This window comes from Providencia sp. TYF-12 (genome assembly GCF_041344805.1).
Lineage (GTDB): Bacteria > Pseudomonadota > Gammaproteobacteria > Enterobacterales > Enterobacteriaceae > Providencia > Providencia huashanensis.
This window is the reverse complement of the sequence record NZ_CP166833.1, coordinates 1179450-1196419: the sequence shown is the minus strand read 5'-3', so window position 1 is coordinate 1196419 and position 16970 is coordinate 1179450. Positions and strand designations below refer to the sequence as shown.

Here is a 16970-nt window from a genome sequence, read left to right as displayed (position 1 = left end):
CAATAAGTTATTAATCGGTAACTATCGAGCCCCATAAATCATATTCATCAGCATGTTCGACCTTAACTTTAACAATATCACCGGCCTTAACATTAAACTCACCATTTAGATAAACCATACCATCGATTTCAGGTGCATCTGCCATACTACGCCCAACAGCCCCTTCATCATCAACTTCGTCAATAATCACTAAAATTGTACTGTCAATTTTATCTTGTAAACGCTGCGTTGAAATTTGTTGTTGTAATTGCATAAAACGATGGTAGCGCTCTTCTTTAATTTCTTCAGGTACTTGATCCTCAAGCTCATTCGCTTTCGCACCTTCTACTGGGCTATATTTAAAGCACCCGACTCTATCTAGCTTAGCTTCAGCTAAGAAATCCAATAGCATTTGGAAATCTTCCTCGGTTTCCCCTGGAAAGCCAACAATAAAAGTCGAACGCAACGTTAACTCAGGGCAAACTTCTCGCCAACGCTTAATCCGTTCCAATGTCCTTTCCACTGCCCCAGGACGTTTCATTAATTTGAGGATTTTTGGACTAGCATGTTGCAAAGGTATATCCAAATAAGGTAATACTTTTCCTTCAGCCATCAATGGGATCACGTCATCAACATGTGGATATGGATACACATAATGTAAACGCACCCATACCCCCATAGAAGCAAGTTGTTCACATAAACCAACCATGCTGGTTTTTACTGGCTGCCCATCCCAAAACCCCGTTCTATGTTTAACATCAACACCGTACGCAGAAGTATCTTGTGAAATCACGAGTAATTCTTTTACGCCAGATGCAACTAAACGCTTCGCTTCATTTAATACATCACCAATTGGACGACTATCTAAATCCCCTCTCATTGAAGGAATAATACAAAAAGTACAGCGATGATTGCACCCTTCCGAAATTTTTAAATAAGCATAATGTTTAGGCGTTAGTTTAACCCCTTGTTCGGGAACTAAGCTAAAGAAAGGGTCATGTTCTGGTTTAGGGACATAGTGATGAACATGGTTTAGTACTTGTTCATAGCTATGTGGGCCTGTGATTTCTAAGACTTTTGGATGAACTTCACGAATTTGATTTTCTTTTGCGCCGAGGCACCCAGTCACTATAACTTTGCCGTTTTCGTTTAACGCCTCACCAATCGCCTCTAACGATTCTTGTACTGCGCTATCGATAAAACCACAGGTATTGACGATGACTAAATCTGCATCATCGTAACTTGGCACCACTTGATAGCCATCTGTGCGTAACTCAGTCAAAATACGTTCTGAATCAACTAGGTTTTTCGGGCAACCAAGGGAAACGAAGCCAATTTTAGGCACCGAATTAGTATTTTGCGACATAACTCACTTCTTTTATTATTTTAGAAAAATGGGCGAAATTTTACCTGAAGAAGAAAAGGAATTGTATAAATTTTTAGCGATAATAATGAATTTTTAAAGCTAAAAGAGCCAATCAGAATAGCCCTTTTAACTAGAAAATAAATTGCACTAACGATTGATTGAACGGGCAATTCGCGAGTAAGTATGCCTAACACCACGGATCACAATACCATAATTTAAAATATTTTCTGGTAATGCAATTCCGTTGTAGCCCGAATCGCCAATATGATGTAAATCAGTCCCTGCCATTTTACACATTAACGCAATTTGCCTAATCGTTTGTAAGTCAGCTCCCTCTTGGGAGGTTCCAATTGCTGTCATTGTCATAACCCCTTGAGAATGGCAATAACCAACCATTTTTTGTACAAATTCTAATGAAATCCCAGGGACGGTACCGGGCGCTGGTAATAAAATAATGTCAGCACCACTGGCAATAAATGCCCGAATATCATCTTCCGTAATTAATTGTTCAGCAGAAGCATTCAAAACACCCGCTGCATGCATTTTCCCTGTAATAAGAACAATATCTTCGCCTACCACGGCTTTAAGCTCTTTAAGGCTTTGGTTAATTTCTTCATTAGTAACACCGTTCCCGGGGTTGCCCGTTAGAACAATAATATCAGCCCCCATTTCTTTTAATTTCAGTGCATTTTTTACTGTTGCCAAGCGCCCTTCCGATATTTTCCACTGTGCATCTTGCGTTGGGTTATTAAACCCTGCTGGAACTGGTTCGAGGTTCACACCGATCGCCCGACCCGTTAAATGCTTAAGAGTGCGAATCACCTCCTCAGGAGCCGTTCCTTCTGGTAACCCTTGTAGAATAGGTTGATTAACATCAAAAACATTTAACAGCAAAATATCAGCACCTTGACTCGCGGCTAGCTCCGCATTCGTGACTGTCATTAATACGGGTTGAATAGTGCCAATGGTTTCAGAAACCAATAGCCGCCCCTCACTGGCCTTAATTGACTCTAATAGCGTCTTTTTACTTAGTTTGGCAATCTCTGAGGCTGAACAATCAAGATAACGTTTTTGCATAGTTGCCCCTTTCTTTATCAATCAAAAGAATTTATTAAAAGAACTTTAACTAATTTCATAACAATCAGCGAAATATATCATGTATAAAATTATAAACTGCCTAATAGAACACATTATGAATAAGTTATTTTTTTAAGAATAATAACTTTTTCTAACATATAGATTTTTATAAAAAAAGTGTATTTTTACCCTTTTAATGCCTATTCCATTAAAAATTACTGCTTGTTTTTTACCAATAGTAATGATTATCATTACGACTCAATATTACTTATGGTAAGGACGAAATAATGAAACTCGCATACAAAGCTGCTGTTTCGGGTCTCACGCTATTTTCAATCGCTGCATTCGCTCAAGAATATCCACTTGGCCACCCAGTGATCAAAAATGGAATGGAAATCCAAGGGGTCTATTTACAACCCATCACAATGGATACTGAAGAAGGTCACCATGCAATGTCTCATTTACCCGCAGACAAAGCAGATGTTCATTTGGAAGCTGATATCCATGCTGTTGAAGATAATCCGAATGGCTTCGCCGAAGGCGATTGGGTCCCTTACCTAACAATCGAATATTCCGTTACAAAACTTGGTGATAAACCACAAACGCAAACAGGTACGTTTATGCCAATGGTAGCGAGTGATGGCCCTCACTATGGGGAAAACATCAAATTAGACGGTAATGGTAAATATCGTGTGGTCTACAAAATTTATCCACCTTCACACAATAAAGATGTTGCCTTTGGTCGCCATATTGATAAAGAAACAGGTGTCGCTCCTTGGTTCCAGCCTTTTGAAGTCTCTTGGGACTTTGACTACGCGGGTATTGGTCGTAAAGGTAGTTACTAATTTCTCACCAAATTAGTTAAGGGCTTAACCGGGGAATCTTTCCACGCAAGCCCTTTTTTATTTGCGCTTAAAATGGATAAGCCAAGATGAAAACAATACTGAGCTTTATACTGCTTATTGCTTGCACTATTACGCCACAATATTCACTTGCGGCAGAAAAATTCACAGTCGAATTAGAAATGAAAAATGGAGACCTCATTCCTCGAGTGCTCGAAGTCCCCGCCAAAACAATTATTCGCATTAAAATCACAAATACGGGTACAGAACCTGCTGAATTTGAAAGTATTCAATTGAGAAAAGAAAAAGTTTTAGCGCCAGGCGCAAGTTCTGTTGTTGTCATTGCGCCGCTAAAACCAGGTACTTATAGCTTCTTCGATGACTTTCACCTTTCTCACCCGAAAGGCGAGATCATTGCTAAATAAAAGGATGTAACATGGGGCAAGTTCTCTTTGTTGTGTGGCGAGAAAGTTTTGAAGCGCTTTTAGTTATCGGTATCATCTATGCGTGGATAAAACGTCACCCTGATGCTCGTAATGGCATGAAATACCTATGGGGGGGCGTTGCCCTTGGGCTAGCAATGTCCATATTGCTTGCACTGCTTATCTATGGCGTATTTAACGTCCTCGATGATACAGGCCAATCATTGTTTATGATCTTTATGGAATTACTTGCCTGTGTTCTTATCGTCCAAATGGTTTATTGGATGAATAAACACGGTAGTTCTATGAAAGCAGAAATTGAGTCGGGTATTAACCGCAATGCTGCACACCATAACTGGTGGGGAGCTTCACTCATTATCGCCATCGCAATTGCCCGTGAAGGGAGTGAAATTGTGGTATTCCTTTCTAGTTTTATTATGTCATTAACAACCAATAATGCATCTGAATTCTTTATCGAAGTCGCTGGCGGAATAGCAATTGCTGCCCTGACCCTTTACGCTTTTTTATTGACCAATCGCTTAATCTCTTGGGCTATATTTTTCAAAGTTACAGGGGTGATCCTACTTTTCCTTGCATTATCACTTCTACTAAAAGGGGTGGAAGAAAGTGCTAACCTGCTGATTGAGTATGATTTTGCTATCCCCGAGTTTTTAATTTATCCCGCTTGGGATACTACCGCTTTACTGGATGATTCAGGTATTGCGGGGAATTTTATTTCCTCTTTCTTTGCCTATCGCTCACAACCGATATGGCTAAGTGTAATAACCTTTATTCTCTATTGGGTAATTGTGATACCGCTATTTGCAAGGAGCAAAAAAAATGTGCAGCTTGCTAAGGTATAAATTCAAATGGTTATTTTTTAGCTTAATATTAGGGGTCGTTGTTCCTTCATTAAGTTATGGCAAAGCACTAAGGTCCCCAGTACAGACTGGGGATAACATCATTATTGCTAAAGGGGATATCCCCACTCCAGAGAAATACCAAGATTCAATCCATACCTACATGAATTTTATCACCGCTGAATTAGCAGAAATGGTTATCCAGCTAGAGTTACTACAGCAAAATTTACAACAAGGGAAGCTATCGGCAGCTCAACACGCTTACATCATAGCCCATCAACACTACGAGACTGTTCGTCCAATTATAGTGTTATTCGGTAACACAGATAGAACCATTAACCCTAGGGCAGATTATTTTCTCGATAAAGAAAAAGACTATCGCTTTACTGGGTTTCATCTTGTTGAATACCAATTATTTGCTGCAAAAAATCCAACACAAGCATTAGCGGCTAATGAAGAGTTACTCATTAAAGGGCGCGATTTGCATAAACGAGTCACAACAGAAACTATTGAGATCCCTAAATTAGTACAGGCTTCCGCTGACTTTATTGAAATGATCCTAGAAACAAAATTAGAGGGTAAAGAAAATATCTACAGCTTATCTGATTTAACCGATATTTCTGCTAACTTAAAAGGTTCGCAAGAAATCATCAACGTTATTCAACCTTTTATTGAAAAGAATACACTTAAACAATTACAAGAAAATACTCTACGGATCAATAAAATCATGCAGCCATATTATATGGCTGATAGCACATATCAACCTTATAGCCAGCTAAAACAACAAGACAAAATGGCACTTTATTCATTACTCACTCAACAAGCCGAAACTTTAGCAAAGTTACGGGCTCAGCTCGATGTTGATGTTTACTATAAATATTAAGGCATAAATTTATGCAAGCTAAACCTAGAAGTATTTTGCAAGCAACAGGAATGTCACGAAGAAATGCATTAAAAGCTTTCGCTATTGGTAGCGCGGTTTTAACTATTCCAACTTTAAAAGCTAAAGAAAAATTCGCTGATTGCCAACCCACTTACAATAAAGCGGTTAATTATCTTGGAGAACACCAAGCTGGTGTATTAACACCCGAGCCTAAAAATGCCTCATTTATCGCTTTCAATATTACGTCGAATACTGTTGAAGAACTACAAACTATTTTCGCTTTGTTAACCGAGCGCATTGCATACCTTACCCAACCACAAACAATGCCTTCAACAGAAAATGATAAAATGCCTCCAGCTGAGTCCGGTATTCTCGGGACACATTTGCAACCTGACCTACTCACTATCACTGTGGCACTAGGAAACTCCCTTTTTGATAACCGATTTGGTCTCAACAAAATTAAACCTAAATACCTCAGTGAAATGACGAGTTTCCCTAACGATAGGCTAGAGAAAAAATGGTGTGGTGGGGACTTTTTACTACAAATATGTGCCAACAGCCAAGAAAGTGTTATTTATGCATTAAGGGATATTTTACGCCATGTATCTCCCTATTGCTTCCCATTATGGAAAATTGACGGTTTCTTACCTGCACGAGATATCGACAATCACTCGACTCCAATTAACTTGTTCGGTTTTAAGGATGGAACGGGCAATGCCCCCTCTTCTGACACATCATTGATGAATAAACTGATTTGGATAACAGATGGAAGTAAAGAACCTTCTTGGTGTGATGGCGGTACATACCAAGCCGTGCGCTTAATACGCTTCAATCTTGAATTTTGGGATAGAACGCCATTAGAAGATCAAGAAAACGATTTTGGACGTCATAAAGACTCCGGAGCACCAATAGGGATGAAAAATGAACATGATGACCCAGCCTTTGAAAAAGACCCACATGGCGATCGTATATTGTTTGACTCTCATATGCGCCGTGCTGAGCCTCGTAATCCTGAACGTTATACTGCCAAGCTTAGGCGCAGAAGTTACAGCTATTCTTTAGGCTTAACAGAGTCTGGTGCTCTAGATATGGGGCTAATCTTTGTATCTTTTCAACAAAATTTAAAAACGGGTTTTATTGATACTCAAAAACGTCTCAATGGTGAACCCCTAGAGAGATACATAAAGCCTTTCGGTGGTGGGTACTACTTCGTCTTGCCGGGGGTAAAAAATTCACAAGGTTATCTTGCTGAAAAAATGTTTACAGCATTAAAACAAACCAAATAAAGTGATTTAACTCTCCTATCATGCAAAAAGCCCCTCAGTAGTTAGACAATCAATTACTGAGGGGCTTTTACCATTTACAATTAATATTCTTAATCACTAGCCATTGGCTATATCACCTAAATATTATCTATTCATCACTGTTGTTTAGGCTTTACTGCATTTATTATTTTTGGCGTTCCTTCACATCCGCTTCAACTTCCTGTTTCCAATCCTCTGATATTGGTGCAGACATCTGCTTTGATTCAACCGCTTTATTGACAGCACGATAAGCTTTATCATATCCCGTACCATCTTGGACATACCCCGTCGCATTAGCACCTTTAATGCCAATGTTTTCAGCTTCAGAAATTGCGTCAATATTTGCACCTAAGAAAATAAAATCCCATTTATCTTCCGTTTCCGCTGATTTAATCATCGCTTTAATTTTAGCTTGAGAATATTTACGACTGCTATTTTCTTGACCATCCGTAATAATGATAAATAGAACATTATTATTTTTAGTCACTTTTCTATTTTCACGCATTTTTTCGATGCCTTCCCCAATTGCGTCTAATAGTGCGGTATAACCGCCAACTTGGTAATCATCCAGCGTTAAATTAGCTACTTTATCAATAGGTTCCCTATTGTAGAGCAGGTTTGTTTTATCATTAAATAGCAGTGTCGTAATGTAAGTTTTGGCTTTTTTGTCTCTATTTTCAGCAAGAACACTGTTATAGCCGCCAATAGTATCTGATTCGAAACCAGACATTGATCCACTTTTATCGAGAATAAAAACGAGATCTAAAACATCAGGTTCTTTCTTAATTTCGACAACTGATTTGCTACTTGCAACAGTAGTGAACAACAATAAAAATGCTGCTGATATAACAGCAAAAACAGATTGCTTTGATAGGTTCATTGCCGAGTTCCTTGGTATGGTTGATATAAAGACTTCCATATCCAATGTCTCTTTTCCTACTATTATTTCAAATAAGATTACTCTGCTTACTTAATAAGCATTTTCTTAATTAAGAATGAGACGAACCATTACTAAATAATCAGCTCTTATGTGTAGAAATATCACTGTAATTAGAATAAGTTAAATTTACCTTACCCAAATACCATTTTCCCTGAGTAAATTAATTTGTTGGATAAATTCATTATATTTCACATTTTCAGAAACGGTATTAGATGCAGAACTCTGCGCATATTCATGAACTAATTCAGTTGTCGCTTGATAGAATTCTTCATTCAGCTTTTTATGTATATCAGCATCATCAGAATCTTTCAGCTTTCTAACCAATTTTACTAGTTTTTCTGCTTTTAATTGCACATTAGCATTAGCAAAATCAGCGGTGGGTTCTACATACATAAAATCTATATTCACGGAATCTAAAAAACCATGATGATTTTTCTGAGGTAATAGGTTTTTGTTATATTCATTTTTTATATATTGAATTAATTCAAGCTTATCAAAGCACTTAGATTTAATATTCCCATCTAAATTATCGTCATAAAGGGTAATTGACTCAGGAAATGCTTCCCCTACAGGGTAACTACATCTAAATATATTTGCATCAATGATCGTGGCATTTGAGCTTCGAATAGGCATTTCTAACTCATGACCATTAATGGTCACAGGGTAACTAGCAGGCTGAAACCTATTTTCTTTACCATCAACCGCATACACTTCAGATAAAGTATAATAAACAAACTGATTTGGGTTAATAATCCCACCTGAATTATTTTCAAAAACAAAAAAGTCAGTTATATGCCCTTTTTCATCTTCTAAGTGATGTAACCCACTAGAAATTAGAATAACCCCTTTCCCATCCGGTAAAATATCATAACCTTTACCATCTAACTTAAAGGTCATTGTATCTGTACTAGGATTAGTGTAATAGAATTTACCTTTTCCATCTAACGCCTGAAAATCATCACAAGCAGAAATAGATATGACTGCGGCAATAAACCAAATAATTTTTAGGATGATTTTCATAATATTATTTCCAAATGATAATTTTATAGTTATTCTAAATAATCAGAATGTTACACCTGAATGAGGGGGGTTATCTCTCACTTTAAATATTACCAGCAATGCTAACAGTATATTATTAATTGATATTGATAAAAATAACTTTACGATAAGTGCTTTAACTAACTAATTTACTGTTAACTATCTATTTTGTTGCAATCAACACCCTAAAATAGTTTAAATATTATCCATTATGACCACGTAATACTTTTAATAATACTTGATAAACATCCTCCATCATTGGTGTAAGAGGCTGATTATTACGTATTAAAGCGACTGTACGAGTTAATTCAGGTTGCTGAAGTTGTAATACTTTCAGTTCAGGGTCACGTAAATGAACAGTATAAAGTTGAGGTAGGATGGCAATAGCTAGTTTAGAACGAACTAAACCATATAGAGTTTCAATATAATCAACTTGATAACGAATATTTAATTTGAGCCGATGGCTTTCTACTGTTGCAGCAACTAAACGTTGAATATTCCCTTTAGAAAATACAGCAATGTCGCGATTATTCAGTAATTTCCAAGGTAAATGAAATTCATTGTTCGCTAACCTGTCATCATGATGAATAACAGCAACAAAAGGGTCATCTTGTAATGGGGAAATACTCAGCTCTTGTGGAACTGAACTGTCTAGAACCCCTATGCCAAAATCAACTTCATGATTAATTATCTGGTTCACGAGTAAGTCATTAGTTTGATCATAAAACTCGGTTTTTAATCTAGGAAATAATTGGTTTAATTGTTCAGGAACAGATGGAAATACTAATGAACTCACAGAAGGAACAAGCCCTATACGCACTATACCATCACCACCATCCTCGATGATTTTTTGAATATCACTAAATGCACGATGCGACACACTGAGGATTTGCTGTGCATGAGGTAAAATAGCAGCACCTAGTTCCGTTAATGTGACTGATGATGCCGTTCGATTAATTAGCTTTCCACCTAAAACAGATTCAATTTGCCGTAAAGCACTACTAAGTGCAGGCTGACTTACAGCTAAACGATTAGCTGTTTCAGTAAAATGACGCAACTTTGCCAAAGTGACAAAATACTGTAATTGTTTGAGCGTCAGTGCCGGCAGCCGTTGCCAAGGTTCTGTCATAATCGTTAATTGTCTGCAGATTGAATAATCATGGAATATTCATCCTATCATAACCTTCTCTTATAGCCTGATAAATTTTATCATCTTGGCAAACGTTTGCCTTGCTCATAAAGTAGCAACCATAAATCATATAAATGGTATTTTTATGAACATAACAGAGCAAACTCGGCGTAATGCTATTCAAGCCGCAAAAGGCAATATTCCTTTTGACCTTTTACTCACACAAGCCAATATCGTTGATATGGTAACAGGCGAGATACGCTCCGCAGATATCGGTATCGTAGATAATTTGATTGCAAGTGTCCACCCAACAGGTTCACGCACTGATGCAAAAGAAGTTCATGATTTATCGGGTTATTTTATTTCACCTGGGTTAATTGACACTCACGTCCATTTAGAAAGTTCTCACCTTCCACCAGCTCGTTATGCAGAAATCGTTCTAACTCAAGGGACAACTGCCGTCTTTTGGGACCCCCATGAACTTGCTAATGTATTAGGATTAGAGGGAGTCCGCTATGCAATTGACTCTAGTCGTAATTTACCTTTAGACGTTATGGTTGCTGCACCATCATCCGTCCCATCTACGCCAGGGTTGGAAATGTCGGGGGCAGATTTCGCAGGCAAAGAAATGTCAACTATGCTTAGTTGGCCTGAAGTGCGGGGGGTCGCCGAGGTTATGGATATGCATGGCGTACTCAATGGCAGCGAAAAAATGGAGGAAGTGCTGAATGCAGGGCTCCAATCCGGTAAATTAATAGAAGGGCATGCTCGAGGGTTAAAAGGTGCCGAATTACAGGCTTACCTCGCGGCAGGCGTTACTTCAGACCATGAGTTAACTTCCGCAGATGACGCGCTGGAAAAACTCAGAGCGGGCCTTACTTTAGAAATTCGAGGCTCCCATCCCTACTTACTCCCTGACATTGTGAATGCACTGAGATCATTGCCCCATTTATCATCGCAAATCACAGTCTGTACCGACGATGTTCCACCCGATATGCTGATAGAAAAAGGTGGTATTATCGCTTTACTCAACCTATTGATTGAATATGGCATGCCAGCAACTGATGCACTGCGCTTTGCAACACTCAATGCGGCTATTCGCTTACAACGTAATGACCTTGGTTTAATTGCCGCAGGCAGAAAAGCTAACTTCGTACTCTTTGACTCACTGACAACGTTAAAAGCACAAGCCGTTTATGTAGCAGGTAAAAAAATTGCAGAAAAAGGCAAATTAATACATGCCATTAGTTCTCCATCAGATATTTTACCACCTCGAGATACTATGCATCTTTCCCCAATTACCGCGGATGATTGCCAACTTAAAATTGATGGAGTGAATAATGGAATAGCTAGATTGCGGCATATCCATGGCGCCCGCTTTACTCAATGGGGAGAAGTTGATGTGCAAGTTACTAATGGCATAGTACAACTTCCTGATAATTTTAGTTTTATTCGCGTTCAGCACCGCCATGGGCGTCATGATGCACGACCACAGATTGCCCTGCTCGAAGGTTGGGGTGAATTACGCGGCGCCATCGCTACTAGCTATTCACATGACTCTCATAACCTTGTCGTGCTCGGTCGTGACCCACAGGATATGGCGATTGCCGCCAATTTATTGATAGAAAGCAGTGGAGGCATGGCCTTAGTCCAAAATGGACAAATTTTAGCCCATGTAGCTATGCCAATTGCGGGCATGTTATCGGATTTACCCGCCTCAGAACTCGCCGAGCAGTTCCGTCAATTACGTGAGTTAAGCCATAAAATTGCTGACTGGGAACCGCCTTATCGTGTTTTCAAAGCGATAGAAGGAACTTGTCTAGCCTGTAATGCAGGGCCACATTTAACCGACTTAGGATTAACAGATGGAACAACACGTCAACTTGTTGATGCCGTTCTTCATTTTTCCGAGCACTAATGACCTAAAAATACGAATATACCAAAAATAATGACAGGAGAGCCTATTAATGGCTGAAAATTCAATAAATACGCCAACATCAGGGAGTTGGTTAGAAAAACGCTTCGCATTAAAAGAACGCGGAAGTTCAATTAAAACTGAGTGTTTATCGGGTATCACGGGCTTTTTAGCTGCCGCTTATCTATTGGTGGTAATTCCTGGTTTATTAGCCGCGGGTGGAATGGATAAAGGCGCTGCAACAACAGGGACCATTATTGTCTTTGTGCTTGCCAGCTTATTAATGGCTTTTTATGCAAATTTACCTTTTATTGTGGGTCCTGGAATTGGCGGGTCGGTACTCGTTGGTATTACCCTAGCGGGCAGCGAAGGAATAGATTGGCAAATAGGGTTAGGTATTGCGTGCTGGTCTGGTATTTTATTTTTTCTGTTAACCAAATTCGGCTTACGTGAAGTAGTAACTCGTTCAGTACCCCAATCAATTAAACTCGGATTAACTGCATCAATTGGGCTTTTTGTTGCTGTATTAGGCTTTCGCAATGCTGGGCTAGTATTAGCCAATCCAAAAACTAATGCATTAATGTTAGGTGATTTCCTTTCACCGGGTGCTTTAGTTGCCCTTGCAGGTTTTTTTGTCGCTATCGCATTACAAGCGCGTAAAATTCCCGGTGGAATATTATGGGCCATTTTATTTGCGACTATTTTAGGTATTCCATTTGGTGTCACAAAACTACCTGAAAGTTTTATTGGTGTTCCTCATTCTATCGCACCAGTTCTTGGGCAAGTTGATTTAATTGGTGCGTTGAATATTGCATTTTTACCCTTCTTATTTGTCTTTTTTGCTGCTGAATTTTTCTCTACCATGGGAACAACATTAGCCGTTGGCGGCGAAGCAGGTCTATTAGATAAAGAAGGTAATATGCCGAATATAAACCGCCCATTTATCGTTGACTCAATCGCAGCAGCATTAGGACCAATGGTCGGCATTCCAGCTGCAACAGCATTAATAGAGTCGTCGGCAGCCGCTGAAGCGGGTGGTAAAACAGGAATGACAGCTCTTGCCGCAGCATTTATGTTTTTATTAATGTTATTATTTACCCCTATTGCATTAATGATCCCAGCACAAGCCACCGCGCCCGCATTAATTTTGATTGGTCTAAATATGTTTAGTGGTCTACGTAAAGTTGATTTAGGCAACTTTACTGATGGGTTACCTGTTTTAATGATGGTGATGATCACCTTAATTGCCAATAGCTTTGGAACAGGGATTGCTGGCGGGTTGTTATTCTATATTTTAATTAAAGCTGTTGCTGGTAAATGGCGCGAGATCCCTATCAGTTTATGGATTCTAGCAGTCCCTCTCGTGTATTATTTCTCAACACTAGTAAAACACTAATACTCACTGAATGATAAAAAGGCCAGAGTTTAAATAATGACGTGAACCCCAGAAATTGGTTACCCAATGACTGGGGTCAGCTCATAATCAGCGGCCTTTTTAATTAAGCTAACACTAATTTAATACCGCTTGTGCTTCTATTTCTATTAGCCATTCTGGCAATGAAAGGCCTGTCACAATAATCCAAGAAGAGGCGGGAGGCATTTCACCAAACTTTTCTTTTAATACATTTGTAATAGCAAGCTGCTCTTCGTCACTATCATAACCTGCTTTAATATAGATACGTAACATCACGACATGGGATAAATCCCCACCCGCTTCACGTAATACATGCTCAATATTAATCAGTGACTGAACTGTTTGTTCATACATCCCACCAGTTACAGTCTCTTGTTCAGCATTTACACCAACCTGCCCCGATAAAAATAATTGGCGTGTTCCACTCGTTTCTATTGCTTGGCTAAAGCCATACTGCAAAGAGTTAAATACCGTTTTAGGGTTAATTGATTTTTTTGTCATTTTTTATCCGTTTTAAAATATCAACCAACTGTAAATTATAAAGAAAATTCTATTAAAGTATCTAAGTATCAGACAAATTCTATCTGTTGAAACAAATAACGCATTTAAAGCTACATATATTGATAAAGTTTATTTAAAACTATTCATGACACCGAGTTCCATAAACTTTGCTAGCTTCTGTATTTCAATTTTTTTCTTTATCCAATCAGTTGGGATGCCATTTAAGTAAGCCATTTTGGCACCTATTAGGATGGGTTGTAGTTCATCCGGAACCCGGTTTATGACCCAATCAACGGCTTTATCTTTTGTCACAAACTGCCCAGTTTCCATGGTTTTCCACATTCTAGCCAATGTCAGTAAAACATTTCTCTCATCACTGTCTAAAGATGACAATAAATTAGGGAGAGAATCTAACATCGCTTGCTTTATTTGCTGTTCATTAACAACAGGGAGTTGATATTCTTTTGATTGCCATAAACTAACAGCTTCTTGCTGTGCTTGCGCTAACATCAAAGTAAATTCAGGATCGTAAACTTGACCTTCCAACTGCCCTTGCTCAATACTTTGCCGTAACCATTCCCCATACATTAGTTCACATTTTGCTGGGTATGAAAGAGAGGCTAACTCGCCTGAAACAAAAACAGCTATTTCTAATGGCCGACGCCCTTGAGGATCGCTAGGATAAAGCCCAGAAATTACCATAAAATCAGAAACCAGTAGCGTTCTCTGGTCATGAGTCATTTCTTTATCAATGACAACTAATATATCAATATCACTTGCCGGCTTTAAACCGCCAGACACGCCTGAACCATGAAGATAAACGGCAATCAATGAATCACAAAGATGCCGTTGTAAAATCGACAATGTTTGCGCTACCTGATATGAATTTTTCATAACGCTCTAAAAACCTTTTTATAATGTTTTCTAACTCCACATGAGTGACGCTAATTTAGCTATTATTACAATAAAAGATAGGCAAAAATAGCCCCATTCTAGGGACTATTTTTGTTAATTAGATAAGTGGAGGAATAGACGGTAAAATAGGAACTTCAATCACCGTGGGTCCATTACGATTGAATGCTTCTTGGCAGGCTTTTTTGACTTCATCAACGGTTTGAGCCCTTACCGCGCTGCAACCGTATCCTTTACCCAATGCAACTATATCCAGGTTTGGAATATCAAGCCCCGGTACCCCCGGTGTTTTCTCGAGTACCGCAAATGATTTTAAAATCGCATACTCATTATTTTTAGGTATCACAAAAACAATCGGTAAATTATGTTGAGCTGCGCTCCATAAACCCTGAATAGAATATTGCATTGAACCATCACCAATAATTGCCATCACAGGACGATGCCGCCCACTGTCTCTCTCTGCTAGTGCAATACCAACACTCGCGGGTAAATTCCAACCTAACGAACCACTCGCAAATGTATAAAAAGAGTCGGGTAACGTTATCGGCCATTCTTGGTGTAACTCGCCTAAATTAGACGGGGATTCTTCAACAAGTACAGTATCTTCTGGGGAAACCTCTCTCAGAGCGCGGAATAACTGAGAGGCACTTAATATTTCCGAAGTGTTCTGAGTCTCTGCTGTAGAATGAGGAGCCATACCATGCGGTTGCTTAACCACTGTTTTAGCCATTTTTCTTGGCATCACCAATTGGTGCAACCCTTCCAGCGCTAAAACGGCATCACTTAATAAACTATCACCAACAGGGGCTCTCCCCGCCTCAATAGGGTCATCTGTAATATGCAATAAGCGCATACCATCAGGGATATAGCTTCCCGCAACATAAGGGTAGTAGCGAAAAACGGGTGCACCGACCACAATAGCTAAATCATGACCTTTCAGTTTTTCTGATAATGGCTTTGTCGCAAAAGGCAATCCACCAGCATATAAAGGATGATCCTCAGGAAATGGAGGCCGTTCGGATGCAGGAGCAGACCAGACTGGTACATTGATTTTTTCAGCCAATTGAATAGCCACATCCCACCCTTGTCCCCTTGCAATTGCTGAACCGTAAATCAAAACGGGGTTTTCAGCGTTAGATAAAGCAGTTGCAAATTCCTGTAAACGAAGAGGATCATAACCAATACGCTCCGAAACTGAACGAACAGTTGGCATGGTCATTTGTGTCTCTTTATCCCAGTCATCCAGCGGAATTGATAAAAACACAGGCCCTGCGGGTGGTTGCAACGCCATAGCATAAGCCCGCATAAATGCAGCAGGGACATCTTCAGCACGTACAGGCTGATAGCTCCATTTCACCCACGGTTTCGGAAGTGTTTCGGGTTCGATATTTGTCAGCCAAGGTTCCATTAATAACATTTCTCTCGTTTGGTTGCCGGCAGTAATAATCAATGGTGTCCGGTTCATATAGGCGGTTAATATATTACTCATCGCATTACTTAAACCTGCTGATGTATGTACATTCACCATAGCAACCTTACGCATACCTTGAGCATAACCATCAGCTGCGGCAACAGCCGAAGACTCATGTAAAGTTTGGATGTAACGAAAATCACTCGGAAAATCTTTTAAAAATGTTTCTTCTGTTGAGCCTGGATTGCCAAAAACGGTTGTTACACCTAATTTACGTAATAATTCGAATGTTACTTGCCGAATGGTTTTTTTCATTTAAAACACTCCATAAAAATCATCATAACTAAGTGGGCTACCGAGTAATCTTATAAGCCTTGATCAAACTACATTCTCCATTGATTTACATAAGCTTTAGTAATACATCATAGCAAAAATTTTATTCTCACTATATTAAGAAAAAATAAGACTTTAAAATAAAAATGAGTGTCAACAATCTTTTATTAAGATAAAAAACAAATAGTTAAACTATTAACCTATTATGATAATAATAAAAAGATGCTGAAAAACACTAAATAACAATATACAAACAAAATTAAACTGTGATTTTTGTTAATAATAATGTTGTTTATTTAATTCTAAGCCATAAATTTAAAACCGGTATTGTCACTATTTAAAACGCTAATTTTTTGATACAAACCTTATATTATTCATACAGATTACTATTTTGTTTTCTTACTAGTGGCGGTTTTCTTTTATGTCACACATCACACTTCTTATCATTCCTTTCGATTATCTCTTTACCTTTCTCAGATAAAAAAACACCTCATTTACACCATTATCATTACGATATAAAAACGGCACAAAAACAAAAAAAACCATAAAAACAAATAATTAGTGATATTCTCACAAAAATACTCAACGACGAAAAAAACAATATCTAAATAGTGTTATAGATCATGTTTAACTAAAAGTTATAG

The 16970-nt window shown here is 38.6% G+C and carries 15 protein-coding genes; 7 read left to right on the top strand and 8 right to left on the bottom strand.

The annotated features are described in order from the left end of the window. Positions 1-10: 10 nt before the first annotated feature. Positions 11-1345, bottom strand: a complete 1335-nt coding sequence (gene rimO, locus ABE954_RS05210; RefSeq protein ID WP_042848896.1) for a 30S ribosomal protein S12 methylthiotransferase RimO — start codon at positions 1343-1345, stop codon at positions 11-13. 147 nt (positions 1346-1492) lie between these two features. Further along, a complete protein-coding gene (locus ABE954_RS05205) occupies positions 1493-2422 on the bottom strand; it encodes a haloacid dehalogenase-like hydrolase (protein WP_129467155.1) in 930 nt (309 codons plus the stop codon). Between the two features lie 287 nt (positions 2423-2709). Between ABE954_RS05205 and ABE954_RS05200 the strand changes: the two genes are divergently transcribed. The 5 genes from ABE954_RS05200 to efeB all read left to right on the top strand — a co-directional run bounded on the left by ABE954_RS05200 (position 2710) and on the right by efeB (position 6715). After that, the gene (locus ABE954_RS05200; RefSeq protein ID WP_042848899.1) at positions 2710-3267 is read left to right on the top strand and encodes an iron transporter; all 558 of its coding nucleotides are present in this window, start codon (positions 2710-2712) and stop codon (positions 3265-3267) included. Positions 3268-3353: 86 nt separating this feature from the next. Beyond that, a complete protein-coding gene (locus tag ABE954_RS05195) occupies positions 3354-3689 on the top strand; it encodes a cupredoxin domain-containing protein (RefSeq protein ID WP_042848900.1) in 336 nt (111 codons plus the stop codon). 11 nt (positions 3690-3700) lie between these two features. Further along, positions 3701-4549, top strand: coding sequence for an FTR1 family protein (locus ABE954_RS05190; protein WP_042848952.1), 849 nt, complete (start codon positions 3701-3703; stop codon positions 4547-4549). Beyond that, a complete protein-coding gene (locus ABE954_RS05185; protein WP_206227403.1) occupies positions 4527-5429 on the top strand; it encodes an EfeM/EfeO family lipoprotein in 903 nt (300 codons plus the stop codon). The genes ABE954_RS05190 and ABE954_RS05185 overlap by 23 nt, the downstream gene beginning before the upstream one ends. An 11-nt stretch (positions 5430-5440) precedes the next feature. Next, positions 5441-6715 (top strand): iron uptake transporter deferrochelatase/peroxidase subunit, encoded by a 1275-nt coding sequence (gene efeB, locus ABE954_RS05180; protein ID WP_129467153.1) that lies wholly within the window; start codon positions 5441-5443, stop codon positions 6713-6715. Positions 6716-6878: 163 nt separating this feature from the next. Here efeB and ABE954_RS05175 read toward each other — a convergent pair whose 3' ends face one another. The 3 genes from ABE954_RS05175 to ABE954_RS05165 form a co-directional block, all read right to left on the bottom strand. Then, the gene (locus ABE954_RS05175) at positions 6879-7613 is read right to left on the bottom strand and encodes a VWA domain-containing protein (protein WP_371025751.1); all 735 of its coding nucleotides are present in this window, start codon (positions 7611-7613) and stop codon (positions 6879-6881) included. Positions 7614-7799: 186 nt separating this feature from the next. Continuing rightward, on the bottom strand, positions 7800-8693 hold the full coding sequence (locus ABE954_RS05170) for a hypothetical protein (protein WP_042848902.1): 894 nt from the start codon (positions 8691-8693) through the stop codon (positions 7800-7802). Between the two features lie 220 nt (positions 8694-8913). After that, positions 8914-9840 (bottom strand): LysR family transcriptional regulator, encoded by a 927-nt coding sequence (locus ABE954_RS05165; RefSeq protein WP_166687237.1) that lies wholly within the window; start codon positions 9838-9840, stop codon positions 8914-8916. 145 nt (positions 9841-9985) lie between these two features. Between ABE954_RS05165 and ABE954_RS05160 the strand changes: the two genes are divergently transcribed. Continuing rightward, positions 9986-11758, top strand: a complete 1773-nt coding sequence (locus tag ABE954_RS05160; RefSeq protein WP_371025750.1) for an adenine deaminase — start codon at positions 9986-9988, stop codon at positions 11756-11758. 49 nt (positions 11759-11807) lie between these two features. Beyond that, the gene (locus tag ABE954_RS05155; protein WP_042848905.1) at positions 11808-13151 is read left to right on the top strand and encodes an NCS2 family permease; all 1344 of its coding nucleotides are present in this window, start codon (positions 11808-11810) and stop codon (positions 13149-13151) included. A gap of 114 nt (positions 13152-13265) precedes the next feature. On the opposite strand, the gene ABE954_RS05150 is transcribed toward ABE954_RS05155, so the two are convergent. The 3 genes from ABE954_RS05150 to mdlC form a co-directional block, all read right to left on the bottom strand. Beyond that, on the bottom strand, positions 13266-13670 hold the full coding sequence (locus tag ABE954_RS05150; protein ID WP_371025749.1) for a RidA family protein: 405 nt from the start codon (positions 13668-13670) through the stop codon (positions 13266-13268). Positions 13671-13799: 129 nt separating this feature from the next. Next, positions 13800-14564, bottom strand: a complete 765-nt coding sequence (locus ABE954_RS05145; protein WP_129467149.1) for an aminoglycoside adenylyltransferase family protein — start codon at positions 14562-14564, stop codon at positions 13800-13802. A gap of 118 nt (positions 14565-14682) precedes the next feature. Then, positions 14683-16308: a benzoylformate decarboxylase gene (gene mdlC / locus ABE954_RS05140; protein ID WP_071548554.1), complete on the bottom strand. Its 1626-nt coding sequence runs from the start codon at positions 16306-16308 to the stop codon at positions 14683-14685. Positions 16309-16970: the final 662 nt, after the last annotated feature.

Excerpts from the sequence above, each read along its gene's own strand:
- rimO (WP_042848896.1), bottom strand. The coding sequence starts at position 1,345 with ATGTCGCAAAATACTAATTCGGTGCCTAAAATTGGCTTCGTTTCCCTT.
- ABE954_RS05205 (WP_129467155.1), bottom strand. The coding sequence starts at position 2,422 with ATGCAAAAACGTTATCTTGATTGTTCAGCCTCAGAGATTGCCAAACTA.
- ABE954_RS05200 (WP_042848899.1), top strand. The coding sequence starts at position 2,710 with ATGAAACTCGCATACAAAGCTGCTGTTTCGGGTCTCACGCTATTTTCA.
- ABE954_RS05195 (WP_042848900.1), top strand. The coding sequence starts at position 3,354 with ATGAAAACAATACTGAGCTTTATACTGCTTATTGCTTGCACTATTACG.
- ABE954_RS05190 (WP_042848952.1), top strand. The coding sequence starts at position 3,701 with ATGGGGCAAGTTCTCTTTGTTGTGTGGCGAGAAAGTTTTGAAGCGCTT.
- ABE954_RS05185 (WP_206227403.1), top strand. The coding sequence starts at position 4,527 with ATGTGCAGCTTGCTAAGGTATAAATTCAAATGGTTATTTTTTAGCTTA.
- efeB (WP_129467153.1), top strand. The coding sequence starts at position 5,441 with ATGCAAGCTAAACCTAGAAGTATTTTGCAAGCAACAGGAATGTCACGA.
- ABE954_RS05175 (WP_371025751.1), bottom strand. The coding sequence starts at position 7,613 with ATGAACCTATCAAAGCAATCTGTTTTTGCTGTTATATCAGCAGCATTT.
- ABE954_RS05170 (WP_042848902.1), bottom strand. The coding sequence starts at position 8,693 with ATGAAAATCATCCTAAAAATTATTTGGTTTATTGCCGCAGTCATATCT.
- ABE954_RS05165 (WP_166687237.1), bottom strand. The coding sequence starts at position 9,840 with ATGACAGAACCTTGGCAACGGCTGCCGGCACTGACGCTCAAACAATTA.
- ABE954_RS05160 (WP_371025750.1), top strand. The coding sequence starts at position 9,986 with ATGAACATAACAGAGCAAACTCGGCGTAATGCTATTCAAGCCGCAAAA.
- ABE954_RS05155 (WP_042848905.1), top strand. The coding sequence starts at position 11,808 with ATGGCTGAAAATTCAATAAATACGCCAACATCAGGGAGTTGGTTAGAA.
- ABE954_RS05150 (WP_371025749.1), bottom strand. The coding sequence starts at position 13,670 with ATGACAAAAAAATCAATTAACCCTAAAACGGTATTTAACTCTTTGCAG.
- ABE954_RS05145 (WP_129467149.1), bottom strand. The coding sequence starts at position 14,564 with ATGAAAAATTCATATCAGGTAGCGCAAACATTGTCGATTTTACAACGG.
- mdlC (WP_071548554.1), bottom strand. The coding sequence starts at position 16,308 with ATGAAAAAAACCATTCGGCAAGTAACATTCGAATTATTACGTAAATTA.